This window comes from Streptomyces sp. NBC_00691, from assembly GCF_036226665.1.
In the GTDB taxonomy this organism is placed as follows: domain Bacteria; phylum Actinomycetota; class Actinomycetes; order Streptomycetales; family Streptomycetaceae; genus Streptomyces.
The window spans coordinates 2,560,044-2,584,770 of sequence record NZ_CP109007.1; the positions used below are offsets into that span (position 1 = coordinate 2,560,044).

At 73.0% G+C, this 24,727-nt stretch carries 25 protein-coding genes and 1 riboswitch; of the genes, 17 read left to right on the forward strand and 8 right to left on the reverse strand.

The features are described 5' to 3' along the window. Nucleotides 1–47 precede the first annotated feature (47 nt). The 3 genes from OG392_RS11545 to OG392_RS11555 all read right to left on the reverse strand — a co-directional run bounded on the left by OG392_RS11545 (nt 48) and on the right by OG392_RS11555 (nt 2,460). Nucleotides 48–638, reverse strand: a complete 591-nt coding sequence (locus tag OG392_RS11545) for a hypothetical protein (RefSeq protein WP_329278270.1) — start codon at nt 636–638, stop codon at nt 48–50. Nucleotides 639–763: 125 nt separating this feature from the next. Then, on the reverse strand, nt 764–997 hold the full coding sequence (locus tag OG392_RS11550; RefSeq protein WP_030321717.1) for a ferredoxin: 234 nt from the start codon (nt 995–997) through the stop codon (nt 764–766). Then, a complete protein-coding gene (locus OG392_RS11555) occupies nt 997–2,460 on the reverse strand; it encodes an aldehyde dehydrogenase (RefSeq protein ID WP_329278273.1) in 1,464 nt (487 codons plus the stop codon). The genes OG392_RS11550 and OG392_RS11555 overlap by 1 nt, the downstream gene beginning before the upstream one ends. Nucleotides 2,461–2,634: 174 nt before the next feature. Between OG392_RS11555 and OG392_RS11560 the strand changes: the two genes are divergently transcribed. The 7 genes from OG392_RS11560 (at nt 2,635) to OG392_RS11590 (ending at nt 10,293) form a co-directional block, all read left to right on the forward strand. Beyond that, nucleotides 2,635–3,672: an MBL fold metallo-hydrolase gene (locus tag OG392_RS11560; RefSeq protein ID WP_329278275.1), complete on the forward strand. Its 1,038-nt coding sequence runs from the start codon at nt 2,635–2,637 to the stop codon at nt 3,670–3,672. A gap of 72 nt (nt 3,673–3,744) precedes the next feature. Next, a riboswitch (cobalamin riboswitch) is annotated at nt 3,745–3,821 on the forward strand. Nucleotides 3,822–3,916: 95 nt separating this feature from the next. After that, on the forward strand, nt 3,917–5,173 hold the full coding sequence (locus OG392_RS11565; RefSeq protein ID WP_329278277.1) for a prenyltransferase/squalene oxidase repeat-containing protein: 1,257 nt from the start codon (nt 3,917–3,919) through the stop codon (nt 5,171–5,173). Then, the gene (locus tag OG392_RS11570) at nt 5,170–5,886 is read left to right on the forward strand and encodes an SCO2322 family protein (RefSeq protein ID WP_329278280.1); all 717 of its coding nucleotides are present in this window, start codon (nt 5,170–5,172) and stop codon (nt 5,884–5,886) included. The genes OG392_RS11565 and OG392_RS11570 overlap by 4 nt, the downstream gene beginning before the upstream one ends. A 28-nt stretch (nt 5,887–5,914) precedes the next feature. After that, entirely contained in the window at nt 5,915–7,039 is a 1,125-nt protein-coding gene (locus OG392_RS11575; protein WP_329278282.1) for an energy-coupling factor transporter transmembrane component T, read from the forward strand. Continuing rightward, complete coding sequence (locus OG392_RS11580) at nt 7,036–8,736, forward strand: ABC transporter ATP-binding protein (protein ID WP_329278284.1); 1,701 nt, start codon at nt 7,036–7,038, stop codon at nt 8,734–8,736. The genes OG392_RS11575 and OG392_RS11580 overlap by 4 nt, the downstream gene beginning before the upstream one ends. Next, nucleotides 8,733–9,605 carry an ECF transporter S component gene (locus OG392_RS11585; RefSeq protein WP_329278286.1) on the forward strand — a complete coding sequence of 291 codons (873 nt, stop codon included), beginning with the start codon at nt 8,733–8,735 and terminating at the stop codon, nt 9,603–9,605. The genes OG392_RS11580 and OG392_RS11585 overlap by 4 nt, the downstream gene beginning before the upstream one ends. Nucleotides 9,606–9,891: 286 nt before the next feature. Further along, entirely contained in the window at nt 9,892–10,293 is a 402-nt protein-coding gene (locus tag OG392_RS11590; protein WP_329278288.1) for a transglycosylase SLT domain-containing protein, read from the forward strand. A 106-nt stretch (nt 10,294–10,399) separates the two neighbouring features. On the opposite strand, the gene OG392_RS11595 is transcribed toward OG392_RS11590, so the two are convergent. Beyond that, nucleotides 10,400–11,578 (reverse strand): steroid 3-ketoacyl-CoA thiolase, encoded by a 1,179-nt coding sequence (locus OG392_RS11595; RefSeq protein WP_329278290.1) that lies wholly within the window; start codon nt 11,576–11,578, stop codon nt 10,400–10,402. Between the two features lie 251 nt (nt 11,579–11,829). Between OG392_RS11595 and OG392_RS11600 the strand changes: the two genes are divergently transcribed. The 5 genes from OG392_RS11600 (at nt 11,830) to OG392_RS11620 (ending at nt 15,901) form a co-directional block, all read left to right on the forward strand. Beyond that, complete coding sequence (locus OG392_RS11600) at nt 11,830–13,077, forward strand: cytochrome P450 (protein ID WP_329278291.1); 1,248 nt, start codon at nt 11,830–11,832, stop codon at nt 13,075–13,077. 56 nt (nt 13,078–13,133) lie between these two features. Continuing rightward, complete coding sequence (locus OG392_RS11605) at nt 13,134–14,228, forward strand: DUF2330 domain-containing protein (RefSeq protein ID WP_329278294.1); 1,095 nt, start codon at nt 13,134–13,136, stop codon at nt 14,226–14,228. Continuing rightward, entirely contained in the window at nt 14,225–14,893 is a 669-nt protein-coding gene (locus OG392_RS11610; RefSeq protein ID WP_329278296.1) for an O-methyltransferase, read from the forward strand. The genes OG392_RS11605 and OG392_RS11610 overlap by 4 nt, the downstream gene beginning before the upstream one ends. A gap of 89 nt (nt 14,894–14,982) precedes the next feature. After that, nucleotides 14,983–15,330 carry an antibiotic biosynthesis monooxygenase family protein gene (locus tag OG392_RS11615; protein WP_329278298.1) on the forward strand — a complete coding sequence of 116 codons (348 nt, stop codon included), beginning with the start codon at nt 14,983–14,985 and terminating at the stop codon, nt 15,328–15,330. An 85-nt stretch (nt 15,331–15,415) separates the two neighbouring features. Next, complete coding sequence (locus OG392_RS11620) at nt 15,416–15,901, forward strand: GNAT family N-acetyltransferase (protein ID WP_329278300.1); 486 nt, start codon at nt 15,416–15,418, stop codon at nt 15,899–15,901. A gap of 55 nt (nt 15,902–15,956) precedes the next feature. Here the strand turns inward: OG392_RS11620 and OG392_RS11625 are convergent, their stop codons facing one another. Both OG392_RS11625 and OG392_RS11630 read right to left on the reverse strand, forming a co-directional pair. Continuing rightward, nucleotides 15,957–16,763, reverse strand: a complete 807-nt coding sequence (locus tag OG392_RS11625) for a hypothetical protein (protein WP_329278302.1) — start codon at nt 16,761–16,763, stop codon at nt 15,957–15,959. A 91-nt stretch (nt 16,764–16,854) separates the two neighbouring features. Next, nucleotides 16,855–18,924 carry an MDR family MFS transporter gene (locus OG392_RS11630; RefSeq protein ID WP_329278304.1) on the reverse strand — a complete coding sequence of 690 codons (2,070 nt, stop codon included), beginning with the start codon at nt 18,922–18,924 and terminating at the stop codon, nt 16,855–16,857. 207 nt (nt 18,925–19,131) lie between these two features. On the opposite strand from OG392_RS11630, the gene OG392_RS11635 reads away from it, so the two are divergent. The 5 genes from OG392_RS11635 (at nt 19,132) to OG392_RS11655 (ending at nt 24,015) form a co-directional block, all read left to right on the forward strand. Next, on the forward strand, nt 19,132–20,385 hold the full coding sequence (locus tag OG392_RS11635) for a peptidoglycan-binding domain-containing protein (protein WP_329278306.1): 1,254 nt from the start codon (nt 19,132–19,134) through the stop codon (nt 20,383–20,385). 153 nt (nt 20,386–20,538) lie between these two features. Then, nucleotides 20,539–21,207, forward strand: coding sequence for an HAD-IA family hydrolase (locus OG392_RS11640; RefSeq protein WP_329278308.1), 669 nt, complete (start codon nt 20,539–20,541; stop codon nt 21,205–21,207). Nucleotides 21,208–21,630: 423 nt separating this feature from the next. Continuing rightward, nucleotides 21,631–22,281: an HNH endonuclease family protein gene (locus OG392_RS11645; RefSeq protein WP_329278309.1), complete on the forward strand. Its 651-nt coding sequence runs from the start codon at nt 21,631–21,633 to the stop codon at nt 22,279–22,281. 275 nt (nt 22,282–22,556) lie between these two features. Further along, nucleotides 22,557–23,036 carry a DoxX family protein gene (locus tag OG392_RS11650; protein WP_329278311.1) on the forward strand — a complete coding sequence of 160 codons (480 nt, stop codon included), beginning with the start codon at nt 22,557–22,559 and terminating at the stop codon, nt 23,034–23,036. Nucleotides 23,037–23,385: 349 nt separating this feature from the next. After that, nucleotides 23,386–24,015, forward strand: a complete 630-nt coding sequence (locus OG392_RS11655; protein WP_443054751.1) for a DedA family protein — start codon at nt 23,386–23,388, stop codon at nt 24,013–24,015. Here OG392_RS11655 and OG392_RS11660 read toward each other — a convergent pair. Both OG392_RS11660 and OG392_RS11665 read right to left on the reverse strand, forming a co-directional pair. Next, nucleotides 23,975–24,262 carry a DUF2277 domain-containing protein gene (locus OG392_RS11660; RefSeq protein WP_329278314.1) on the reverse strand — a complete coding sequence of 96 codons (288 nt, stop codon included), beginning with the start codon at nt 24,260–24,262 and terminating at the stop codon, nt 23,975–23,977. The two genes, OG392_RS11655 and OG392_RS11660, sit on opposite strands and share 41 nt — an antisense overlap. Before the next feature lie 77 nt (nt 24,263–24,339). Continuing rightward, entirely contained in the window at nt 24,340–24,561 is a 222-nt protein-coding gene (locus OG392_RS11665; protein ID WP_329278317.1) for a hypothetical protein, read from the reverse strand. Nucleotides 24,562–24,727: the final 166 nt, after the last annotated feature.

Below are 24,727 nucleotides of genomic sequence, written 5' to 3' on the forward strand. Positions count from 1 at the left end.
ACAGTTTTGCACGTGGGAACGGGCGGCGTGCGCAACCACGCCTCGGGTCAGCTCCGTTCGGCGTCCTCGCCGAACAGGACCTTCTTCTCCTGCTCGGTGAACCGGTTCATGCACGCGGTCTCCGTCGCGTTCAGGGAGACCATCTCCATGCTCAGCGACTGCGTCACGCCGGCGTGACGGGCGTACATCACCCACCCGCGCTTCCTGAGCGTGAACTGGAGCATGGTGCCGCCCTTGTCGTCGAGCTTCTCCACCTGGCGCTCCCCCTGGACCCAGTCCTCGCCGACCAGGGTGGCGACCGCCTTCTCGAGGCCGGCGCGCGATCCGTCGACGGGCGGGCCGATGTACTGCCACGCCGCGGTGCAGGCGGCGGCGCGCTCCGCGAGGCGGTCCCGCTCCGTGGAGGGGGTGGGGCGCGGCGAGGTGGAGCCCGTGGGGGTCGCCCCGCCGATCCCGGGAAGGTCGGACTTCGGCAGCCCCGCCTTCTCGACGGCGGCGACGATCTCGGCGTGCGCCGTCTCACGGCCGAAGGCGGAGGCACCACCCCCGCCGCCCGTGCCGGTACCGCACCCCGCCCCGAGGACCACCACCGCCGCCGCTCCCGCGACCGTCGTCCACCCTCTGCCCCGACCCCGCATGACTGCCCCGCTCCCTGCGCTTACGTATCCGTGCCGAGGGAGTCTCACACACGCGGTCCACGCAGGTCACGGCGGTTCCGGCGGCCGCGGGCCGCGCCCGGCTCCCGCTCGGGCGGGAAGACCGGCTACTCCTCAGGCGGGAAGACCGGCTCCCCGCCGTCCGCCAGGGTGATCATGATGGCCTCCACCGGGCACCCCTCGGCCGCCGCGAGCAGCTTCTCGCCCGCGTCCGACTCCGGTTCCCGGGCGTGGGACTGCCGGGCGGTGTCGAGGCGGAAGCCGTCCGGGGCGTGGTTGACGCACATGCCGGAGCCGATGCAGACGCTCCGGTCGACCTCGACGTGCCAGCGGTCCCCCATCACGCGCCGCCCTCGTAGCCGGCCGGGAGGTGGATCATCTTGTGCTCCAGGTACTCGCCGAAGCCCTCGGGCCCGAACTCCCGCCCCAGGCCGGAGTTCTTGTAGCCGCCGAAGGGGCCGAGCATGTCCAGGCTGAAGGTGTTGACGTTGAAGGTGCCGGTGCGCACGCCGCGGGCGAAGTCGATGCCGTGTTCCACGTCCCCGGTCCAGACGCTGCCGCTGAGGCCGAAGTCGGAGTCGTTCGCGAGGCGCAGGGCCTCGGCCTCGTCCCCGTACGGCAGAAGGCAGATGACCGGACCGAAGATCTCCTCGCGGGCGATCCGCATGGAGTTGTCGACGCCGCCGAAGAGCGTCGGCTCGACGTACCAGCCGCGGTCGAGCCCGGCCGGGCGGCCGCCGCCGGAGAGGACCTTGGCGCCCTCCTCCTGGCCGATGCGGATGTAGTCGAGGGAGCGCTGCTGCTGCCGCCGGGCGACCAGCGGCCCGACCTGGGTGGCGGGGTCGAGCGGGTCGCCGACGACGAGCGCGCCGGCCGCCGCGGCGAAGGCCTCGGCGATCTCCTCGTACCGGGAGCGGGGGACGAGGATCCGGGTCTGGGCGACGCACGCCTGGCCGTTGTTCATCCAGGCCGCCGGGACGATCCCGGCGACGGCGGTCGCGAGGTCGGCGTCGGGCAGGATCACGGCGGCCGACTTCCCGCCGAGTTCGAGGGTGACGCGGGTGAGGTTGCGGGCGGCGACCTCCATGACCCGCTTGCCCGCGGCGACCGAACCGGTGAAGGAGACCTTGTCGACGCCGGGGTGGCCGACCAGGTACTCGCTGACCTCGCGGTCGGCGGGCAGGATGCTGAGCACCCCCTCGGGCAGCCCGGCCTCGGTGGCGATGTCGGCGAGGATGTACGAGTCGAGCGGCGACTCCGGCGAGGGCTTGAGGACCACCGTGCAGCCGGCCAGCAGCGCGGGTCCCAGCTTGGCCGCGGCCGTGAACTGCGGCACGTTCCACGGGACGACGGCCGCGACCACGCCCACCGGCTCGCGCCGGACGAGCAGCGGACCGAGGACGCCGCCGCGCCGCTCCTCGTACGTGAAGTCCCGGGCGACGGTGATCGCCGCGTCCCAGACCATCATCGCGCCGAGCGCCTGGGCGAGGACGGACCAGGAGTACGGGGAGCCGTTCTGCGCGCTGATGGAACGGGCGATCTCCTCGTGGCGCACGGCGATCGCGTCCTTGATGCGGCTGACGACGGCGATCCGCTCCTCCACCGTCATCCGGGGCCAGGGCCCTTCGTCGAAGGCCCGGCGGGCGGCGGCCACGGCGCGGTCGACGTCGGCGGTGGAGGCGTGCGGGACCCGCCCGATGACCTCCTCGGTGTGCGGGGAGACGACCTCGATGACGTCATCGCCGAGCGGGTCGGTCAACTCCCCGCCGATGAACAGCTTTCCGTGCTCCACAAGCTCGGTCATGACCGCCGCCTTCATGAGGAGGTGAATTCCCTGACGATGCCTCAGAACTGATACCAGTTCTAGTTATAGTGGGCAATGGCCGAGCACGCTCCGTGCCGTCGCGGAGAAGTTCCGCCGTGCGCCGTGGAGAACCACCGCACCACCGTGGAGAGATGAGGATCCATGCAGGGACCCATGCCCCAGGTGACCGAGCACGGCGGAGGCGTCTGGTCGCTCCGGGTGCCCATCCCCGACAATCCGCTCGGCCACACCCTCGTCCACGTCCTCGACACCGACCGCGGCCCGGTCCTCGTCGACACCGGCTGGGACGACCCGGACTCCTGGACCGAACTCACCGGCGGTCTCGCCGCGCTCGGCATCGACGTGGCGGACATCCACGGCGTCGTCGTCACCCACCACCATCCCGACCACCACGGTCTCTCCGGCAAGGTCCGTGAGGCGTCCGGCGCCTGGATCGCCATGCACGCCGCCGACACCGAGGTCGTCCGCCGCACCCGCGAGGCCGAGCCGGGCACCTGGCTCGACTACCTCGCCCGCAAGCTCGCCGCCGTCGGCGCTCCCGAGGACCACCTCGCCCCGATGCGCGCCGCCCGCGCGTCCGGCCGGATGCGGACCCTGCCCGGACTGCGCTCCGCCCTCCCCGACCGGGAGATCGTCCCCGGCGAACTCCTCGACCTCGCCGGACGGCGGCTGCGCGCGATCTGGACCCCCGGCCACACCCCCGGGCACGTCTGCCTCCACCTGGAGGAGGAGCACCCCTCCCGGCTGCCCGGCCACGGCCGGCTCTTCTCCGGCGACCATCTGCTGCCCGGGATCTCCCCGCACATCGGTCTGTACGAGGACCCGGACGACGCCACCGGGACCGATCCCCTCGGCGACTACCTCGACTCCCTCGAACGCATCGGCCGCCTCGGCGTCGCCGAGGTCCTCCCCGCCCATCAGCACGCCTTCACCGACGCCGCCGGCCGGGTCCGCGAACTCCTCGACCACCACGAGGAACGGCTCACCGGACTCCTCGGCCTGCTCGCCACCCCGCTCACCCCGTGGCAGCTCGCCGTGCGGATGGAGTGGAACCGCCCCTGGGAGCAGATCCCCTACGGCTCCCGCAACATCGCCGTCAGCGAGGCCGAGGCGCATCTGCGCCGCCTGGTGAAACTCGGCCGCGCGGAGGCGGTGCAGGGGACGGAACCCGTGGAGTACGTGGCGGTGTGAGCCGCCTCGCACCCGCCGGGCCGCAGGCGTACGGGCCGGTACAGTGGGCGGGTCGTCATCATGCCCGTACGGGGGGAAGCCGGTGGAATTCCGGCACTGACCCGCAACCGTGAACGGCCCCCTCCGGGGAGTCGTGAGTCGGAATGCCCCGCCCGGGACGTGACCGCCGGCACCGTCGAGGAATACGGAGCCGGAGCCTGGTGCCCCTGAGGCGTGCCGGTGCCCGGCCGCAGGAGAGGGCCCCATGAACACCGTCCGCCGCGGCGCCACCGCGCTCGCAGCCGCCACCGTCCTGCTCGGAACCGGAGCGGCCGGGGTGGCCGGAGCGGCCACCACCGCCCCCTCCCCCACGCCCTCCGCCGTCACGGTCCCGGACGGTCTGTACGGCACGAAGGACCCCACGTACGACGGCGTCTGGCGTCAGTCGCTCGCCTTCCTCGCCCAGCGCACCACCGGCTTCCAGCCCGCCGACAAGGCCGTGGACTGGCTGCTCGGCCAGCAGTGCGCGGACGGCTCGTTCAGCTCGTACCGCGCGGACACCACGACCGCCTGCGACGCGAAGACCCTGCGCGACACCAACGCCACCGCGATCGCCGTGCAGGGGCTCCGCGCGGTCCGGAAGCAGTCGGCCTCCCCCGAGACGATCGACAAGGCCGTCAAGGCGAGCTCCGACTGGCTGCGCACCGTGCAGAACAAGGACGGCGGCTGGGGCTACAGCCCCGGCGGCCCCAGTGACGCCAACTCCACCTCGGTCGTCATCGGCGCGCTCGCCGCTTCGGGCCTGCGGCCCTCCCTGTTCACCTCCGCCGAGGGCCGCACGCCCTACGACGCCCTCCTCACCTTCGCGCTGCCCTGCTCGGACAAGGAGGGCCCGGGGGCCTTCGCCTACCAGCCCGACAAGGCCGGCAAGCTCGTCGCGAACGCCGACGCCACCGCCGCCGCCACCCTCGCGGGGCTCGGCAAGAGCGTCGTCGCCACCAAGGCCTCGCCCGACCAGTCGCCGGTCTGCAACGACCTGTCGAAGCCGACGGTCGAGCGGGCCGCGCTCAACGGCGCCTCCTACCTGGCGAAGACCCTCGCGAAGACCGGTCACCTGACCCTGCCGCCGATGCCGGGCGCCACCGACACCACCGAGCAGCCCGACGTCGGCAACACCGCGGACGCCGTCGTCGCGCTCGCCGCCTCCGGCGCCACGAAGGAGGCGAAGCCCGCCGTGGAGTGGCTGGAGAAGAACTCCGCCGCCTGGGCGAAGGAGAGCGGCCCGGCCGCGTACGCGCAGCTGATCCTGGCCGCGCGGGCGACGGAGACGGACCCGCGCGAGTTCGGCTCGGCGGACCTGGTGGAGCAGCTCAACGCCACCGGCCCGGCACCGAAGACGCCGGACACCTCGGCCTCCTCCACGAGCGAGGACGAGGGCGGCTTCGACATCTGGTGGATCATCGGCATCGGCATGGTCGTCGGCGTCGGCATCGGCTTCCTCGTGAGCGGCCGCAAGAAGTGACCGCCGCGCGAGGAACCGGTCCGCGCGGGCGCGGCTCCCGGGCCGCGGGAGCCGCGGCCGGGGCACTGCTCACGCTCACCGCGGTCGTGGCCGCGGCGGCTCCCGCGCAGGCCGCCGGTTACCGCTACTGGTCGTTCTGGGAGAGCGACGGCGGGAAGCCGTGGGCGTACGCCACGCAGGGCCCGGCGACCGCCCGCCCCGCGGACGGCGACGCGATCGGCTTCCGCTTCGCGGTCAGCAACGGCACGAACGACACCTCCCGGCCCTCCGTCGCCCCCGACTTCACGGGGATCTGCGGAGGGGTGGAGAAGAAGGACGGCACGAAGCGGGTCGCGGTCGTCGTCGACTTCGGCGGCCCGGCGGACGCGCCTCCCGGCGAGAACCCGCCGGAGCCGGTCAAGGCCGGCTGCGCGCAGGTCCGTGAGGACGCGACGGGCGCGGAGGCGCTCGCCGTGGTGGCGAAGCCGCTGCGGTACGACGGCGCGGCCATGCTCTGCGGGATCGCGGGCTACCCGGCGCGGGGCTGCGGCGAGCCGGTCGCGGAGACCGGGGAGACCGGCGGGGCCGCGAAGACCCCGGCGTCGGCGGCACCGAGCGCGTCGGCGAGCGCCGGCGAGGACGGCGGGGGCCCGTCGTTCGGCGTGCTCGCCGGCGGGGCGGCCGTGCTGGCCCTGGGCGGGGCGGCGATCTGGAAGGCCCGCCGGCGCGGATGAGCCCGGTACGCACGTCGGTGAGCCCGGCATGAAGGTGAGTCACGTCCTGCGCGCCCCGGAGGCGAGCCGGTCCAACGCCCTGCACGCCGGAGCCTGGTGGGTGTGGGCGCTCGGCCTGGCCGTCGCCGCCTCCCGTACGACGAACCCGCTCCTCCTCGGCCTCCTCGTCGGGGTCGCCGGCTATGTCGTGGCGGCCCGGCGGACGGACGCCCCCTGGGCACGCTCGTACGGCGCGTTCGTGAGGCTCGGCCTGTTCGTCGTCTTCCTGCGGATCGTCTTCTCGCTGCTGCTCGGCTCACCGATCCCGGGGACGCACCCGCTGTTCACGCTGCCCGAGGTGCCGCTGCCCGAGTGGGCGCAGGGGGTACGGATCGGGGGCCGGGTGACGGCCGAACAGCTGGTGTTCGCGCTGTACGACGGCGCCAAGCTGGCGACCCTGCTGATCTGCGTGGGCGCGGCGAACTCGCTCGCCAACCCGGCGCGGCTGCTCAAGTCGCTGCCGGGCGCGCTGTACGAGGCCGGGGTCGCCGTCGTCGTGGCGATGACCTTCGCGCCGAACATGGTCGCGGACGTGGTGCGGCTGCGTACCGCCCGCCGGCTGCGCGGCCGCCCCACGGGCGGGGTGCGGGCGGTGCTCCAGATCGGGCTGCCGGTCCTGGAGGGGGCCCTGGAGCGGTCGATCGCGGTCGCCGCGTCGATGGACGCGCGCGGGTACGGCCGGACGGCCCGGGTCCCGGCCTCGGTGCGCCGCACCACGAACGTCCTGACCCTGGGCGGACTGCTCGGGATCTGCGCCGGTTCGTACGGGCTCCTCGCGGCGGAGGGCGCGGGATACGGGCTGCCGCTGCTCGGCGCCGGACTGTTCGCGGCCATGGCGGGGCTGCGGCTCGGCGGCCGCCGCACGGTCCGCACCCGCTACCGGCCGGACCACTGGGGTGTGCGTGCCTGGCTGGTCGCGGGGTCGGGGGTGGCGGTGGCGGTCCTGATGATCTGGGCGAACACGTACGCGCCGGAGGCCCTGCACCCCGGGGTCGTACCCCTGGAGGCGCCGGAGCTGCCGCTCTGGCCGGCGGTGTCGGTCCTGGTGGGCCTGGTGCCGGAGTTCGTCGCCCCCGTACCCGCGACAGCTCCCGCTCCGAAGGAGAAGGCGTGATCCGCTTCGAGAACGTCTCGGTGACCTACGAGAAGGACGCCGAGCCGACCCTGCGGGACGTCAGCCTGACCGTTCCCGAGGGTGAGCTCGTCCTGCTCGTCGGCCCCTCGGGCGTCGGGAAGTCGACCCTGCTCGGCGCGGTCTCCGGCCTCGTCCCCCACTTCACGGGCGGCACCCTGACCGGCCGGGTCACGGTCGACGGCCGGGACACCCGCACGCATCCGCCGCGCGAGCTGGCGGACCTGGTGGGCACGGTCGGCCAGGACCCGTCCGCGCACTTCGTCACCGACACGGTCGAGGACGAGCTGGCGTACGGCATGGAGTCCCTGGGCCTCGCGCCGGGCGTCATGCGGCGCCGGGTCGAGGAGACCCTGGACCTGCTCGGCCTCGCGGAGCTCCGCGACCGCCCGATCGCGACGCTCTCCGGCGGCCAGCGCCAGCGGGTCGCGATCGGCTCGGTCCTGACCCCTCACCCGAAGGTCCTGGTCCTGGACGAGCCGACGTCGGCGCTGGACCCGTCGGCGGCGGAGGACGTCCTGGCGGTCCTCCAGCGCCTGGTGCACGACCTGGGCACGACGGTCCTGCTCGCGGAGCACCGCCTGGAGCGGGTGGTGCAGTACGCGGACCAGGTGCTGATGCTGCCCGAGGGCGTGATGGGCACCCCCGCCGAGATCATGGCGGTGTCACCGGTGCATCCGCCGGTGGTGGGCCTGGGGCGCCTGGCCGGCTGGGAACCGCTGCCGCTGACGGTGCGGGACGCGCGGCGCCGGGCGACGGACCTGAAGGCGCGGCTGGAGGGACGGGTCCCCGCGGAGCCGCGTCCGGCCCCGCCGGCCGTCGAGGCACGACGGTCCGGGGGCGGCGCCCCCGGTCACGGGAAGGGGCGGGCCGGCGGGATCGCCCTCTTCGCGCGACGCCGCACCGAACCCGCACCCGACCTCGCACCCACCCCCCTCGTCCTGACCGAACGCCTCGCCGTCCGCCGCGGCCGGGTCGAGGCCCTCCGGCGCGTCGACCTCCAGGTCGGGGCGGGCGAGACCCTCGCCCTCATGGGCCGCAACGGCGCAGGCAAATCCACCCTCCTCTCCACCCTCGTCGGCATGATCGCCCCGACCTCCGGCACCGTCCACGTCGCCGGCCGGACCCCGCACACCACCAGCCCCCGCGAGCTGATCCGCCGGGTCGGCCTGGTTCCGCAGGAGCCGCGGGACCTGCTGTACGCGGACACCGTCGCCGCCGAGTGCGCGGCGGCCGACGGGGACGCGGGCGCCGCGCCCGGCACCTGCCGGGCCCTGGTGTCCGGGCTGCTGCCGGGCGTCGCGGACGACACCCATCCCCGCGACCTTTCCGAGGGGCAGCGGCTGGCACTCGCGCTGGCCGTCGTGCTGACGGGCCGCCCTCCCCTGCTCCTCCTCGACGAGCCGACCCGCGGTCTGGACTACGCGGCGAAGGCCCGTCTGGTCGCCCATCTCCGGGGGCTCGCCGCCGAGGGGCACGCGATCGTGCTCGCGACGCACGACGTGGAGCTGGCGGCCGAGCTGGCGCACCGGGTGGTGATCATCGCCGACGGCGAGGTGGTGGCGGACGGGCCGACGGCCGAGGTGGTCGTCTCCTCCCCCGCGTTCTCCCCGCAGGTGGCGAAGATCCTGGCCCCCCAGCCGTGGCTCACGGTCGAACAGGTGGAGGCGGCGCTGTGAGCACGCGCCCGGCACGCCCGGTCCGGCTGGGGCCACGCTCCGTCACCGCCCTCGCCCTCGTCTCCCTCATCGGACTGTTCGCCTTCTGCTGGCCCCTCTTCGCGGACGCGGGCTCCGCCGTGACCTCGCACGCCGGGGACGCTCCATGGCTGTTCGCGGCACTGCTGCCGCTCCTCGTCGCGGTGGTCGTGGCGACGATCGCGGACTGCGGGATGGACGCGAAGGCGGTGGCGATGCTGGGCGTGCTGGCCGCCGTCGGCGCGGCCCTGCGGCCGCTGGGCGCGGGGACGGCCGGTCTGGAACCGATGTTCTTCCTGATGGTGCTGAGCGGCCGGGTCCTCGGGCCGGGCTTCGGTTTCGTGCTCGGCGCGGTCACGATGTTCGCGTCCGCCCTGCTCACGGGCGGGGTGGGGCCCTGGATGCCGTTCCAGATGCTGTCGATGGGCTGGTTCACGATGGGCGCGGGGCTGCTGCCGGGCCCGAGCACGCTGCGGGGCCGCGGTGAGCTGCTGATGCTCTCGGCGTACGGGTTCGTGGCGGCGTTCGCGTACGGCACGATCATGAACTTGCAGGGCTGGGTGCTGCTCCAGGGCCTGAGCAGCGGGATCTCGTTCCAGCCGGGCGCCCCTCTGCAGGAGAACCTGGTCCGTTTCCTCGCCTATGTCACCGCGACGTCCCTCGGCTGGGACCTGGGACGGGCCGTTCTCACCGTCGTCCTCACCCTCACCATCGGCCGGACGCTCCTGAAGGCGCTGCGGCGGGCGACGCGGCGGGCGAACTTCGAGGCCCAGGTCACATTCGAGGGTCCCGGGAGGCCCTCGGCGGGTGAGGCGCCCCACAGGACCTACGTCACGTACGACTCGGAATAGTAGTCGGGCGGTACCCGCCCAAACCGCCCACAGCAGGGCATGACCTGCGGAAACACCCCACACCCAGCCCCGGGGCCTTCCCCCCGACGTCCGAACCTTCCTCGTACAGGGGGTCGTTGCGTCGGCGTTCCGGCCCTGCTTGTCTGGTGGACGTCGCCAGGCAGCCGGTGCTCACCGCAGCACCTCGGACGGCCGGTTCCCCCCAGTTCCCGGGTTCCCCGGGCTCTGGTTCCGGCTTGCCGAAATCGCCTGACGCAGCCCCCGTTCCCGAAGTTAGGCAGAAACCTTGATCCGCTCGATCACCACTCGTGTCGCCGCCCGCAAGAAGACCTTCGCCGCCTCCGCGGCCGTGCTGCTGAGCGCGTCGGGTGCGGTGCTCGGCACGACGGGCGCCGCCTCGGCCGCCAGCCCGCAGGACATCGCCCGGCAGATCGTTCCCGCCTCGCAGTACTCCTCCTTCAGCAAGATCGTCTCGCACGAGTCCGGCTGGAACCACAAGGCCACCAACTCCTCCAGCGGCGCCTACGGCCTCGTCCAGGCCCTCCCGGCCTCGAAGATGTCCTCCGCCGGTTCCGACTGGAAGACGAACCCCGCCACGCAGATCAAGTGGGGTCTCAACTACATGAACGAGCGCTACGGCTCCCCGAACGCCGCCTGGGCGTTCTGGCAGGCCAACGGCTGGTACTAAGAGTCACCGCCGCACCGCGCACACCCGCAAGGCCCCGCCTCCCGTCAGGGAGGGCGGGGCCTGCGGCGTTTCGGCGGCCTACAGCCGTCGGCGGACGATCACCCGGTCACAGCCGCTGAATGATCGTCCCGGTCGCCACCGCCCCGCCCGCGCACATCGTGATCAGCGCGAACTCCTTGTCGGCGCGTTCCAGCTCGTGCAGCGCGGTGGTGATCAGCCGGGCCCCGGTCGCCCCGACGGGGTGGCCGAGGGCGATGGCGCCGCCGTTGACGTTGACCTTCACGAGACCGTCCAGGTCCCCCTCGAATTCCTGCGCCCAGCTCAGCACCACCGAGGCGAAGGCCTCGTTGATCTCGACGAGGTCGATGTCCCGGAGCGACATCCCGGCCTTGCCGAGGACGGCGCGCGTGGCGTCGATCGGTCCGTCGAGGTGGAAGTGCGGGTCGGCGCCGACCAGGGCCTGGGCGACGATCCGGGCGCGGGGCTTCAGCTTGAGGGCGCGGGCCATGCGCTTCGACGCCCACATGATCGCGGCGGCGCCGTCGGAGATCTGGGAGGAGTTCCCGGCGGTGTGGACGGCGATCGGCATGACGGGCTTGAGGCGGGCGAGGCCCTCCATGGTGGTGTCGCGCAGGCCCTCGTCGCGGTCGACGAGCCGCCACATGCCCTGTCCGGCGGCCTGCTCCTCCTCGGTGGTGGGGACCTGGACGGCGAAGGTCTCGCGCTTGAAGCGCTCCTCGGACCAGGCGTTCGCGGCGCGCTCCTGGGAGAGCAGACCGAGGGAGTCGACGCGTTCGCGGGTGAGGCCGCGGTGGCGGGCGATGCGCTCGGCGGCCTCGAACTGATTGGGCAGGTCGACGTTCCACTCGTCGGGGAAGGGCTTGCCGGGGCCGTGCTTGGACCCGGAGCCGAGCGGAACGCGGGACATGGCCTCGACACCGCAGCTGATCCCGATGTCGATGACGCCGGCCGCGACCATGTTGGCGACCATGTGGCTCGCCTGCTGCGAGGAGCCGCACTGACAGTCGACGGTGGTCGCGGCCGTCTCGTAGGGGAGGCCCATGGTGAGCCAGGCCGTGCGGGCCGGGTTCATGGACTGCTCGCCGGCGTGGGTGACCGTACCGCCGACGATCTGCTCGACGCAGTCGGCGTGGATGCCGGTGCGCCCGAGGAGTTCGCGGTAGGTCTCGCCGAGGAGGTAGGCGGGATGGAGGTTGGCGAGCGCGCCTCCGCGCTTGCCGATGGGGGTGCGTACGGCTTCGACGATGACGGGTTCCGCGGCCATGAGCTCGTCCTCTCCTCGACCGGACGGGGCGTCCCGGCAGCCCGTCGGTCGGCGTCACGGGGGAACTAGTACGCGTTCTAGTTCTGAGTGCAGTCTTATGACTGCTACCGCGGGTACGCAAGGGTCCGGGAGGCAACACTTCCCGTTCTGACCCTTGCTACTTGTAGAACTCGTTACTAACTTTCCCGGCAACTCCTGACGGCCCATCAGATCCCCTCATCAGAATCCCTCAGATGCGGAGTGTGTTGCCGATGCCCTGTCCCCATCTTCCCGAGGGGTTCGACGCCACCGACCCCGATCTGCTCCGCGACCGCGTCCCCTTCCCGGAGTTCACGCGGCTGCGGCAGACCGCACCCGTCTGGTGGTGCCCCCAGCCGCCCGGAGTCACCGGCTTCGCGGACGGCGGTTACTGGGCCGTCACGCGCCACGCGGACGTCAAGTACGTCTCCACGCATCCCGAGTTGTTCTCCTCCAACGAGAACACGGCCGTCATCCGCTTCAACGAGCACATCACCCGGGACCAGATCGAGGTCCAGAAGCTGATCATGCTCAACATGGACCCGCCCGAACACACCCGGGTCCGGCAGATCGTCCAGCGCGGCTTCACCCCGCGGGCGATCCGGAACCTGGAGACGGCGCTGCGCGACCGCGCCCACGCCATCGTCGACGAGGCCAGGCGCGCCGCGGAAGCCGACGGCACCTTCGACTTCGTCACCCGGGTCGCCGTCGAACTCCCCCTCCAGGCCATCGCCGAACTCATCGGCGTCCCCCAGGAGGACCGTTCCCGGATCTTCGACTGGTCGAACAAGATGGTCGCCTACGACGACCCCGAGTACGCCATCACCGAGGAGATCGGCGCCGAGGCCGCCATGGAACTCATCGGCTACTCGATGAACATGGCCGCCGCGCGCAAGGAGTGCCCCGCCGCCGACATCGTCAGCCAGCTGGTCGCCGCCGAGGGCGAGGGGAACCTCTCCTCCGACGAGTTCGGCTTCTTCGTGCTGCTGCTCGCCGTCGCCGGCAACGAGACCACCCGCAACGCCATCAGCCACGGCATGCACGCCTTCCTCACCCACCCCGACGAGTGGGAACTCTTCAAACGGGAACGGCCGGCGACCGCCGCCGAGGAGATCGTCCGCTGGGCGACCCCCGTCGTCTCCTTCCAGCGGACCGCCACCCAGGACACCGAGATCGGCGGGCAGAAGATCGCCAAGGGCGACCGCGTCGGCCTCTTCTACTCCTCGGCCAACAACGACCCCGAGGTCTTCACCGACCCCGAACGCTTCGACATCACCCGCGATCCGAACCCGCACCTCGGATTCGGCGGCGGCGGGCCCCACTTCTGCCTGGGCAAGTCCCTCGCCATCAAGGAGATCGAGCTGATCTTCAACGCCGTCGCGGACGCCCTGCCCGACCTGACCCTCGTCGGCGAGCCGCGCCGGCTGCGGGCCGCCTGGCTGAACGGGGTGAAGGAACTCCGGGTCCGCGCCGGGGCCTGAGCGCGCGGGGCGGGACGGGGCGGAACCGGAGGGTCATCCGCCACGTCCCACCCCGCATGCGGGGGACGCACAGAATTCTGGCCACCATCGTCGCGCTGCTCGCGCTCCAGCTCGGCTCGCTCGTCGCACCGGCGTACGCCTGCGGCTGCGGCGCCATGATCCCGACCGAGGACCAGCGCATCGGCGTCGACCGCGAGGAGTCGGCCGTCCACTGGGACGGCCGGAACGAGACCGTCGTCATGCGCTTCAACGTCCACGGCGACGCCCGGCACGCCGCCTGGATCATGCCCGTGCCCAGCCGGGCCGGAGTCACCCTCGGCGACCCCGGACTCTTCGACGCGCTCGACCGGCTCACCGAGCCCGAGCAGCGCGAACGCTCCTACTTCTGGCCGCGCGAGGGCGACTGGCCGTTCGACCGGAGCTACGGAGACGGCGCCGGGGCTCCGCCGCCCGGCGCGGGCGGGGCCGGTCTCGTCGGCCGCGAGCGGCTCGGCCCCTTCGACGTCGCCCGGCTGACCGCCACCGACCCGGACGCCCTCGGCGACTGGCTGCGGACCAACGGCTTCGAGCTGCCCGAACGCCTGACCGGCGCCCTCGAGCCGTACGTGGAACGCCGGTGGGAGTACGTGGCCGTCCGCCTCGCCCCGCGGCAGAAGGACGCCGTCCTCCAGGGCGAGCTGACACCGCTGCGCATCACCTTCGCCTCCCCCGAACTCGTCTACCCCATGCGTCTCTCGCGGCTCGCGAAGACCTCTCAGAGCCTCGGCCTCTCCATCCTCTCCGAGCACCGGATGGAGCCCCGCTCCCCCATCGGCGGCGACGCCCCCGAGGTGACCTTCGCCGGCCGGATCGCGCCCGAGGGGCCCGTCGCCGAACTCGCCGGGAAGGGCCCGGTCCACCTCACCGTCCTGGACCAGGAGTTCCCGCACCCCGAGCGGATCGACGACGACCACCACCTGCGGACCGTCGCCGACACCCCGTACCGCCGGGTGGAGTACACCGACCGGCTCCTCACGGTGGGCGGCGGAATCCCCGTGTGGCTGCTGGCCGTCGGCGGCGGCCCGCTCCTCGCCGCCCTCGCCGCGCTCCTGGCCGTACGGGCGGCAAGGCGCCGCCCGGAGGCCGGAGCCGGTGTACGTTCGGCCGCATGACGAACCCTCAGTGGAACGCAGTCGACGCCTACTTCACCGAGACGATCGCCCCCGCCGACGAGGCGCTGACCGCCGCGCTCAGCGCCTCCGCCGCGGCCGGGCTGCCCGAGATCGCCGTCGCCCCCAACCAGGGCAAGCTCCTCCACCTGCTCGCGCGGATGCAGGGCGCCCGGAACATCCTGGAGATCGGCACCCTCGGCGGCTACAGCACGATCTGGCTGGGCCGCGCCCTGCCCACCGACGGCCGGCTCATCACCCTCGAGTACGACCCGGCCCACGCGGAGGTCGCCCGCGCCAACCTCGCCCACGCCGGCCTGGACAAGATCGTCGAGGTCCGCACCGGGGCGGCCCTGGACAGCCTGCCGCGCCTGGAGGCGGAGGGCGCGGGCCCGTTCGACCTGGTCTTCATCGACGCCGACAAGGTCAACAACCCGCGCTACGTGGAATGGGCCCTGAAACTCTCCCGCCCCGGCACCGTGATCGTCGTCGACAACGTGGTGCGGGGCGGCCGGATCACCACCCCGGCCCCGGACGACCCGGCGATCACCGGCACCCGCGAACTCTTCGACCTCGTCGCCGCCGAACCCCGCCTGGACGCGACGGCCGTCCAGACCGTCGGCACCAAGGGCTACGACGGCCTGCTGCTCGCCCGCGTCCTCGACTGACCTCCGCGCCCCCACCGCCGGCGCCCGCCCCGGGCCCCTACCCCTTCCGCCGCGAAGGCGGCGGGACCGGGGGTCATATCCTGCCTTTCATGAGCATCGTGAAGATCAACGTCCTGACCGTCCCCGCCGAGCAGCGTGAGGTCCTGGAGCAGCGCTTCGCCTCCCGCGCCGGGTCCGTGGAGGGCTCCGACGGCTTCGAGTGGTTCGAGCTGCTGCGCCCCGTCGAGGGCACCGACCAGTACCTGGTGTACACGCGCTGGCGCAGCGAGGAGGACTTCCAGGCCTGGATGAACGGTTCCATGAAGGCCGCGCACGGGGGCGGCGGCGCGGCCGGCGCCGAGGGCGGCGCCGAGGGCGGCGAGCGCCCCAGGCCCGCCGCGTCCGGCTCCACCCTCTGGTCCTTCGAGGTCGTCCAGCAGGCGTCCCCGAAGAGCTGACCCTCCGGTCCGGCCCGGGAGACCGGGCCGGACCGCTGCCGTCCCCCGGAAACCCGGCTGCGCCCCGGGCCGTGCGCGCCGCACAATGACGCGCATGACCTGGACCTTCTCCCCCGAGCGCGTCGACACCCCGGACGCCACCGCCCTGCGCCGCGACTACTACGACGACGTCGCGAGCCGCTACTGGAAGCGCCCGGCGACGCGGGCGGAGATAGACGAGGGCCTGACCGACGACGGGGCCGAGCTGCTGACCCCGCCGACCGGACAGTTCCTGGTCGCCCGGTACGAGGGCAAGGCGGCCGGGTGCGGCGGGGTGCTCCTCCTCGACGAGGACCGGGCGGAGCTGACCCGCGTCTTCCTGCGCCATGCCTTCCGCGGCCTGGGCGGCGCGGGCGCCCTCCTGGGGAACCTGGAGGACGCGGCGCGCGCCCTCGGCACCCGCCGCATGGTCCTGAACACCCGCCTGGACCTGGTGGAGGCCCGAGCCCTGTACACCCGGCACGGGTACACGGAGATCCCGGCCTACTGCTCGGGCCCGTACATGGACATCTGGTACGGCAGGGACCTCTGACCGCTCCGGGCCGCTCCGGGCCGGGCGCCCCGGGCCGGGTCTGCGGGCACCCGGGTCAGCGGCTCCAGACGACGACGTCGAAGACGCCTCGCGTGTCGGACCCCTGACTGACCAGTTCCTTGACGGTCAGGCGGGTGAGGCGGCCGTCGTTCGTGGCGGCGCAGACGACCATGCCGGTCTTCAGCTCCGTCGTCGTCGAGGTGCCCAGGGTGTCGATGTCCCGCGCACAGTCCTCGTACGAGGGGGTCCTGTTCGTGGCGTCCTTCCACACCAGGGCCTTGACGTCGTCCCCCGGCTGCAGCATGTGGCCGCCGAACGGATAGACGGAGAAGTCGTTCTCCGCGCGGATCTCGGACTCCGCGGGGGGTGCGGAGTCCAGGTCCTTGTCCTCGCCGAACGCGATGACCAGGGGTCCCTGCCAGTCGACCGTGCCGGACGGCTTCGCGGGCGGGGCCGTGGAGGTCTGCGGTGCCGACGCCTCCTGACTCGCCGTGGACTCGGGGCTCCGCGGGGAGTCCGCCGGGGCGTCGTCGCTCCCGGTCTCCGTTCCGGAGGGGGTGGCCGAACCCGTCACCGGGGTCCGTGCCGTCGGCGGCGTGGGGTCGGCGTCGTTGCCGGTGCTCACCAGATACGTACCGACGACGCCGATCACCGCCGCCACCAGCGTGGCCCCCGCGCCGATCCAGGCGCCCCGGTGCGAGGACGGACGCGTCACGACGATCGGCGCCGGAGCGCCGTACCCGCCGCCGTACCCGCCCGCGTACCCGTCGGGTCCACCGTGCCCGCCGTGCGCCGGACCCGTCGGCGGGTGTCCCGGCGGTGCCGGCCAGACCTGGCCCTGACGTGGCTCTTCGCTGTTCATCCTGCCCGCTCCCCCTGTGTACGCGATCTTGGAGGGGACAGCGTACTGAGGGGTCCTGAGTGACTGTCATACAGGGTTTGCGGCCGGGGACTCACGCGCGATGGTCACGCGGCGGCTCCGGGTCGTGGGGGCGCTCCGCGTCCGATCCGTTCAGCTCGGCCGTCAGCTCCTCCACGAGTTTCACCAGGTCGGTGGGCCGCTCCGGTCCCCACCAGTCGCCGAGCAGCTCCGCCAGCGACTCCTCGCGGGCCGCGTCCAGCCGGGTCGCGGCCTGGACGCCCTCGTCGGTGAGCATCAGCTGGAGCCCCTCCCGGGTGACCAGGTGCCGTTCCTCCACCTGCCGGGAGGCCTCCGTGATCACCCTCAGCGGCACGGGCACGTGCTCGGCGAGCCGGACGGGTTCGACGGTGCCGTGGCGGCGGATGCGGAGCAGCAGCCAGCTCGCGGCGGGCAGCAGGTCGAACCCCGCACGGGCGGTGATCTTCTCGTAGATCTCCCTGCGGCCCGAACGGGAGCCGAGGACGGACAGGGCGCGGGCGCACTCGTCGTACGAGGAGCGCTCGACCGGGTTGGAGGCGAGCGTCTGACTGGTGTCGGGCGCGGTGACCGAGGCCCGCAGCTTGTCCTCCTTGAGGAACCAGGCGACGACGAAGGCGACCAGGACGACGGGGGCCGCGTACAGGAAGACGTCCGTGATGGAGGTCGCGTACGCGTGGAGGACGGCGGGGCGCAGGGTGGCCGGCAGCGCGTCGACGGTGCGCGGATCGGCGGCGACCTGCTGGGCACCGACGCCGGGCGGGAGCTCCTCCCCGGCGGCGGTGGTGGCGGCGAACACGTCGTCGAGCTTGCCGGTGAGCCGGCTGGTGAAGACCGTGCCGAAGACGGCGACGCCGAAGGAGGCCCCGATCGAGCGGAAGAAGGTGGCTCCGGAGGTGGCGACGCCGAGGTCCTCGTACGCGACGGCGTTCTGCACGACCAGGACGAGGACCTGGATGACGAGGCCGAGCCCGGCGCCGAAGACGAAGAAGCAGACGCTCATCTCCGCCGTGGAGCTGTTCTCCGTCAGCCGGTGGAGCAGGAGCAGGCCGAGGGCGGTGAGGGCGGTGCCGAGGATCGGGAAGACCTTCCAGCGGCCCGTCCGGGAGACGATCTGGCCGGAGACCGTCGAGGTGATCAGCATGCCCGCGACCATCGGCAGCATGTGCACGCCGGACATGGTCGGGGTGATGCCCTGCACGACCTGGAGGAAGGTCGGCAGATAGGTCATCGCGCCGAACATCGCGAAGCCGACGACGAAGCTGATGACCGACACCAGCGTGAAGGTCCTGATCCTGAACAGCTTGAGCGGCAGCACGGGCTCGGCCGCCCGCCGCTCGACCCGGACGAACCAGACGAGGAGTACGGCTCCGAGGACGGCGAGGCCGAGGATCTGCGGCGAGTCCCAGGCCCAGGTGGTGCCGCCGAGGGAGGCCACGAGGACCAGACAGGTGGCGACCGAGGCGATGAGGAAGGTGCCGAGGTAGTCGATGGTGTGCCGGGTGGAGCGCACCGGGATGTGGAGCACGGCGGCGATCACGAAGAGGGCGACGATCCCGATGGGCAGGTTGATGTAGAAGACCCAGCGCCAGGACAGGTGCTGGGTGAAGAGACCGCCGAGCAACGGGCCGAGGACGCTGGTCGTGCCGAAGACGGCGCCGAAGAGACCCTGGTACCTGCCGCGTTCCCGGGGCGACACCAGGTCGCCGACGATCGCCATCGACAGCACCATGAGTCCGCCGCCGCCGAGGCCCTGGAGCGCGCGGAAGCCGATGAGCTGCGGCATGTTCTGGGCGATCCCGCAGAGGGCCGAGCCGATGAGGAAGAGGACGATCGCCGTCTGGAAGAGCTTCTTCCGCCCGTACTGGTCGCCGAGCTTGCCCCAGAGGGGGGTCCCGGCGGTGGACGCCAGCATGTAGGCGGTGACCACCCAGGACAGGTGCTCCATGCCACCGAGCTCGCTGACGATGGTCGGCAGGGCGGTGGAGACGATGGTCTGGTCGAGGGCGGCCAGCAGCATGCCGAGCAGCAGCGCACCGATCGCGACGAGGACGGTGCGGCGGCTCTGCCCCTCCCCGGGCACGGGAGCGCCGCCGAGCTCGGAGGGGCTGACTTCCTGGGCCATGGGCGTCTCCTCGGGGCGTCGCGTCGGGCGTCCCGCCGGACGGCCCAGGGGGCGGCTCCTCCATCCTGGTCCGAATGTCCGGATATGGCCTGCGGAGAGTACGGCCGTTCACCCACCCGTCCGTTCGTCTCTTCGCCCTCCTGTTCGCGGCTCGGGAGGGTGCGGGCTGCATAATCGCCAGCAGTTGTCTCGGGGAGGGGACCCATCATGACCGGACATGTCTGTCCTGAATGCGGTGTACAGAGACCTGGCTGCGCCTGCGCCCGGGCCGAACTGGCGGCGGCTGAGGACTTCGATCCGCTCCGGATCAGGCCGTACGTGACGCTGGACGCGGCGGAGGGTGACGCGGAGAACGGCCGGGGGGCCGGCCCGGACCCGTACGGCTCCGGCACGTACGGCTCCGGCGCGCACGGCACTGACACCGGCACGTACGGCTCCGGCACGTACGGCGCCGCTTCTTACGGCCCCGGGTCCTACGGCCCGGGCGCGGAGGACCCGCCGACGGCACCGCTGGCGGCGATCCGGCCGGACGGGGGGCCGGACGGGCAGGTCGGCGTCGGTCTCGGTGCCGGCGGGGGCAGCGGCCGGGGTGCCGCCGGGGCCGGGGGCGGGGGCCGGGCTGTCGTCGGGGGCGTCGGCGGAGGCGTCGGCGGCGAGTACGCGCCGCACGGCGGCACCGCGGCCCTTCCGGCCGAGCCGCACCCCGGGGGCGACCCCTCCGAGACCATGCCGCTGCTGCTGCGCGGCGTCGGCGACATACCCCCACCGCCCGGCCACGGACAGGCGTACGGACGGGAGGACTCCCGGGGACGCGGGCGCCGGCGCGGCGCGCTGGTCGCGGCGGTGGCCGCCGTCGCCGTGGCGGGCACCGCGGCCCTGGCGGCCGCCGTCCTCGGCGGCGGGGAGGAGCCCGACGACCGGGCGGCCGTTCCGGACGTGACCACGAGCGCTTCGCTGAACCTCGGCGTCTCGGAGGCACCGTCCCCCTCCCCCTCGTCACAGAGCCCCGAGCCGACGTCCTCGTCCCCGACTCCGCGCGAGACGTCCGCGTCGGCGTCCCCATCGGCCACCTCGTCCTCCCCGACCCCCACGACCGCGTCACCGAGCGCCTCCGTGACCACCGGCGGCGCCGGAGCGCCCCCGTCGGCCTCCTCGTCGGCGCCGGCCCTCGCCCCGACGACTCCGCCGGCCACGACGACACCCCCGGCCGGGGTGCCGGGCGAGGGGGAGGAACAGAAGGAGACCCTGAGCGTCGGCTCCAGCGGGCACGAGGTGCGGGAACTCCAGCGGCGCCTCGCCGACGTCGGGGTCTACCGCGGCCGCGTCGACGGCAGGTACGACGACGACGTGTGGGAGGCCGTGGCGGTCTACCAGTCGTACATGTACATCCAGGGCGACCCCGAGGGCGTGTACGGACCGAACACCCGCGAGGTCCTGGAGCGCTACACCCCCCACATCTGACGCCCGCGCGTCCACTCCGGGTCCCGGCATGCGGACCGGTTGGCCAAGACGCCCCCCGGTTTTGTATCGTGGGAAAACAAAGTGGCCCCGCCCGCATTCCCTGACCGGTGGGCGGGTCCGCTTCGTTCTCCGTACCACCCCTCTGGAGACCCGATGCCCGCCACCACCCCGGCAACGCTCACCGCCCGCGCCCTCCTCCTCGACATGGACGGCACCCTCGTCAACTCCGATGCCGTCGTCGAGCGCTGCTGGCGACGCTGGGCGGAGCGGCAGGGCCTCGACGGGGACGCCGTGCTCAAGGTGGTCCACGGCCGCCAGGGGTACGCGACCATGGCCGTCCTGCTCCCGGACCGCCCGATGGCGGACAACCACGCCGACAACCGGGTCATGCTCGCCGAGGAGACCGCCGACCTCGACGGGGTCGTGCCCGTCCCCGGCGCCCCCGCCTTCATGGCCGCGCTCACACGACTGCCGCACGCCCTGGTGACCTCGGCGGACGAGGCCCTCGCGCAGGCACGGATGGGCGCCGCTGCGCTCCCGATGCCGGAGACCCGGGTCACCGCCGAGCGCGTCGGGGCCAGCAAGCCGGACCCCGAGGGCTTCCTGAAGGGCGCGGCCGAGCTGGGCTTCGACCCGGCGGACTGCATCGTCTTCGAGGACTCGGAGGCCGGCATCCTGGCGGGCCGCGCGGCCGGCATGCGGATCGTGGGCGTGGGCCCGCGCGCGGCGGCCTTCGCGCCGGACGTGCACGTCGCCGACCTCACCCGTCTGCGGGTCGAGCCCGCGGCCGACGGCTCGATCACGCTGACCGTGCTTCCGTAGGACGTCGAGCGGTTCCGGCAGCACAGAGCACGGGCGCCTCCCGCACGACCTGGACCGCACACAGGGTTTCACACAGGACTCCACGCAGGACTTCACGACGGGACTCCACACAGGACTCCACGACGGGACTCCACACAGGACTTCACGACCGGACGAGACCCCGGGCCGCACAGGCCCGGGGTCTCGTCGCATCTCCACGCGCGCACCCGCTGACGGCCGCTCCCGCCCCACTTCCGTGACGCCCGGCGGAACCTGGCGCTCCATCAGGACACGTCACACCCCTTGATGTGACGTGCCCATGTCGCCACCCTGTTACCTGGCGCACCCCCCACCGAAACCTCGCGCCGCCACGATGACCGGGCCGCCGCCCGGCACTCACGGGGACGGCACCCGCCAAGGTCCCCCCACATCAAGGGAGTTCCCATGCCCGTCGGCACTGTCTACGCGCGTCGACTCGCCGTGCTCGCCACCTCGGCCGCGCTCACCGCCACCGGCTTCCTCGCCACGGCCCCGGCCGCCCAGGCCGCCATGCCCACCCCTGTCAGCGCCGCCACCGCCCGCACCTACCTGGCCGCCCTCACCGTGAAGGCGGAAGGTTCCTCCTCCGGCTACAGCAGGGATCTCTTCCCCCACTGGATCACCCAGTCCGGCGCCTGCAACACCCGCGAGACCGTCCTCAAGCGCGACGGCGTGAACGTCGTCACGGACTCCAGCTGCGCCGCGACCAGCGGCAGTTGGTACTCGCAGTACGACGGCGCCACCTGGACCGCCGCCGCCGACCTCGACATCGACCACATGGTCCCGCTCGCCGAGGCCTGGCGCTCGGGCGCCAACGCGTGGACCACCTCGCAGCGCCAGTCCTTCGCGAACGACCTGACCCGGCCGCAGCTGATAGCCGTGACCGACAACGTCAACCAGTCGAAGGGCGACCAGGACCCGGCGGAGTGGCTGCCTTCGCGGACCGCGTACCGCTGCACGTACGCGCGCGCGTGGGTGCACGTGAAGTACTACTGGAACCTCAGCGTCGACTCCGCCGAGAAGAGCGCCCTCCAGTCCGTGCTCAACGGCTGCTGAGAACACCGCCGCTGACCGCTCGCCGACAAGGGCCACCGGGAAGTGAACCCCACCACACACTTCCCGGTGGCCTGATGTTGAACTTGCAAGCACTAGTGAGGGGTGCCTAACCTGACGGCCTCATCGGTTTCCGTCCCCACTCCCCGTCCACCCCACGGACGGGGCCAGGCCGAAGGAGTCCCCCCATGAACACCCCGAACACCCCGAACACCCCGAAAACCTCGAATACCTCGAACAGCCCGAGAAGTCAGCGGAATTCTGTACGTCCCGGAGGCGTGAGCACGCTCGCGGGCCGCCTCGACCAGTCACAGCCGTACGCACTGGGCCTCTTCCGCATCGTCGTCGGCCTGCTCTTCGCCTGCCACGGCGCCGCCTCGCTCTTCGGCGTCCTCGGCGGCGCGATGGGCGGCGGGACGGTCCCGGCCGGCACCTGGCCGAGCTGGTACGCCGCCGTCATCCAGCTCGGCGCCGGCGGCCTGGTCCTGTTCGGCCTGGGCACCCGGAGCGCCGCGTTCCTCGCCTCGGGCTCGATGGCGTACGCGTACTTCAAGGTCCACCAGCCGGAGTCCCTCTTCCCGCTGCAGAACGGCGGCGAGACCGCGGCCCTGTTCTGCTGGGCCTTCGCGCTCCTCGTGTTCACCGGGCCGGGCGCGCTCGCCCTCGACGGCCTGTTCCGCGGCCGGGTCGGCGCGGGCGCCACGGCGCGCGGGACGGCCCAGGAGCGCGAGGAGCAGGCCACCCCGGTGACGGCCTGAGCCATGCCGCCACCGGCGAGGTGAGCCCGCTCGGCGCGAAGGCCTGAGCGGACCCGCCGCGGCGGCCCCCAGGCACCGCGGCCGCACTCCGGAGCCCACGCACCGGAGCCCGCGCACCGGAGCGGCCCGGCAGAGCCTCGCGCCCGACGCGCCTCGCTCCCGGAGTCGCATACAGGAAAGGGCCGGACCACGCAGCACGCGTTCCGGCCCTTTCCTCTGTCCTCTTCACCCGGAACCGGCCCCTCAGCCCCGGCACTTTCGCGCAGAGTCGCACACGTTCGCGCGGGTCCGGCCACGCCCGGCACCCGCCCGGCGGGCGGCTCCCCGCCTCCGCGTAGGCTCTGCCCCTGTGAATCTGCTCGACAGCCTCGGCTCGCTGCGGTCCCTCACCGCCGGGCCATGGATCTACCCGGTGGTGGCGACGTCGATCCTGCTCGACGTCTTCCTGCCCGTGCTGCCGAGCGGCTTCCTCGTGATCACCGCCGCCACGGCTGCGGCGTCGGCCACCGCAGCCACCCCCGACGTACCGTCCCTCCTCCCCCTGCTGCTCTGCGCGGCCGGCGCCTCGGTGCTCGGCGACTTCCTCGCCTACCGGCTGGCCCTACGGGGTGGCGCCAGGCTCGACCGGACGATCGCCCGGTCCCGGCGCCTGTCCATGGCGCAGGAACGTCTCGGCACCGCACTGGCCCGGGGCGGCGGGCTGCTCGTCGTCCTCGCGCGCTTCGCACCGGCGGGCCGCTCGGTGGTCTCGCTGGGCGCGGGCGCGGCGAAGCGGCGCGCGGAGGAGTTCCTGCCGTGGTCGGCCCTGGCGGGCGTGACCTGGGCCTCGTACAGCGTGGGGCTCGGCTGGCTGGGCGGGCAGTGGCTGGGCGCGACGTGGTTCAGCGCGGGAGTGTCGACCCTCGCGCTCTTCCTCGCCGGCGGGCTCGCCGCCTACCTCATACGGCGTCCGGCTGGGGCTCCCGCGCCTGCCTCCTGACCTCGGGCTGCGCCGGGTGTGCGTGATGCGCGTGATGCGCACCCCGTACCTCCAGGCCGTCGAGGAGTCTCGCGGTCGCGTCGGCGATCTCGTCCACGGCCCGCTCGAAGACCTCACGGTTGTGGGCGGCGGGGGCGCGGAACCCGGAGACCTTGCGGACGTACTGCAGGGCGGCGGCGCGGATGTCCTCCACGGTCGCCTCCTCGGGCAGCGCGGGCGGTCGGAGCGTCTTGATGCTGCGGCACATGCCTCCAGTGTGGCGCGCCGCACTGACAATCGCCGGGAACGGAGTCACCGGGCACTCCCGGGGGCGGCCCGCAGGCCTCAGGACAGCCCCCGCCGGCTCCGCGCGTTGATCTCGGCGGCCCGGGCGCGCAGCTCGCGCAGCGGCGTGGCGGGCTGCACGTCGGCGGGCTCGGCCTCCCACTCGGCGCCACCGTGGACGGGGCGGATCAGACAGCGCCCGGAGACACTCCCGACGTAGAAGCCGACCCGCCCGATGGCGGTGTCACGGACGAGGTCACCGACCTCGGGCAGTGGCTGCACGCATCCCCTCCGTCCCGGTTCCTGAAGCCTGGGGAGAACCAGAGAAGCCCTCCGCCCCCTCCCTGTCAACGTATCTCTAGAGATGTCCCCCGATGGATGGATCGGCCGGGCGGGGCGGCGTACACGTGTGCACCCTGGCCTCGGGGTGCGCCGTAGGGTGTCCGCA

Coding starts and splice junctions, on each gene's coding strand:
- OG392_RS11545 (WP_329278270.1), bottom strand. CDS start 638: ATGCGGGGTCGGGGCAGAGGGTGGACGACGGTCGCGGGAGCGGCGGCG.
- OG392_RS11550 (WP_030321717.1), bottom strand. CDS start 997: ATGGGGGACCGCTGGCACGTCGAGGTCGACCGGAGCGTCTGCATCGGC.
- OG392_RS11555 (WP_329278273.1), bottom strand. CDS start 2,460: ATGACCGAGCTTGTGGAGCACGGAAAGCTGTTCATCGGCGGGGAGTTG.
- OG392_RS11560 (WP_329278275.1), top strand. CDS start 2,635: ATGCCCCAGGTGACCGAGCACGGCGGAGGCGTCTGGTCGCTCCGGGTG.
- OG392_RS11565 (WP_329278277.1), top strand. CDS start 3,917: ATGAACACCGTCCGCCGCGGCGCCACCGCGCTCGCAGCCGCCACCGTC.
- OG392_RS11575 (WP_329278282.1), top strand. CDS start 5,915: ATGAAGGTGAGTCACGTCCTGCGCGCCCCGGAGGCGAGCCGGTCCAAC.
- OG392_RS11595 (WP_329278290.1), bottom strand. CDS start 11,578: ATGGCCGCGGAACCCGTCATCGTCGAAGCCGTACGCACCCCCATCGGC.
- OG392_RS11600 (WP_329278291.1), top strand. CDS start 11,830: ATGCCCTGTCCCCATCTTCCCGAGGGGTTCGACGCCACCGACCCCGAT.
- OG392_RS11605 (WP_329278294.1), top strand. CDS start 13,134: ATGCGGGGGACGCACAGAATTCTGGCCACCATCGTCGCGCTGCTCGCG.
- OG392_RS11610 (WP_329278296.1), top strand. CDS start 14,225: ATGACGAACCCTCAGTGGAACGCAGTCGACGCCTACTTCACCGAGACG.
- OG392_RS11615 (WP_329278298.1), top strand. CDS start 14,983: ATGAGCATCGTGAAGATCAACGTCCTGACCGTCCCCGCCGAGCAGCGT.
- OG392_RS11620 (WP_329278300.1), top strand. CDS start 15,416: ATGACGCGCATGACCTGGACCTTCTCCCCCGAGCGCGTCGACACCCCG.
- OG392_RS11625 (WP_329278302.1), bottom strand. CDS start 16,763: ATGAACAGCGAAGAGCCACGTCAGGGCCAGGTCTGGCCGGCACCGCCG.
- OG392_RS11630 (WP_329278304.1), bottom strand. CDS start 18,924: ATGGCCCAGGAAGTCAGCCCCTCCGAGCTCGGCGGCGCTCCCGTGCCC.
- OG392_RS11635 (WP_329278306.1), top strand. CDS start 19,132: ATGACCGGACATGTCTGTCCTGAATGCGGTGTACAGAGACCTGGCTGC.
- OG392_RS11640 (WP_329278308.1), top strand. CDS start 20,539: ATGCCCGCCACCACCCCGGCAACGCTCACCGCCCGCGCCCTCCTCCTC.
- OG392_RS11645 (WP_329278309.1), top strand. CDS start 21,631: ATGCCCGTCGGCACTGTCTACGCGCGTCGACTCGCCGTGCTCGCCACC.
- OG392_RS11660 (WP_329278314.1), bottom strand. CDS start 24,262: ATGTGCCGCAGCATCAAGACGCTCCGACCGCCCGCGCTGCCCGAGGAG.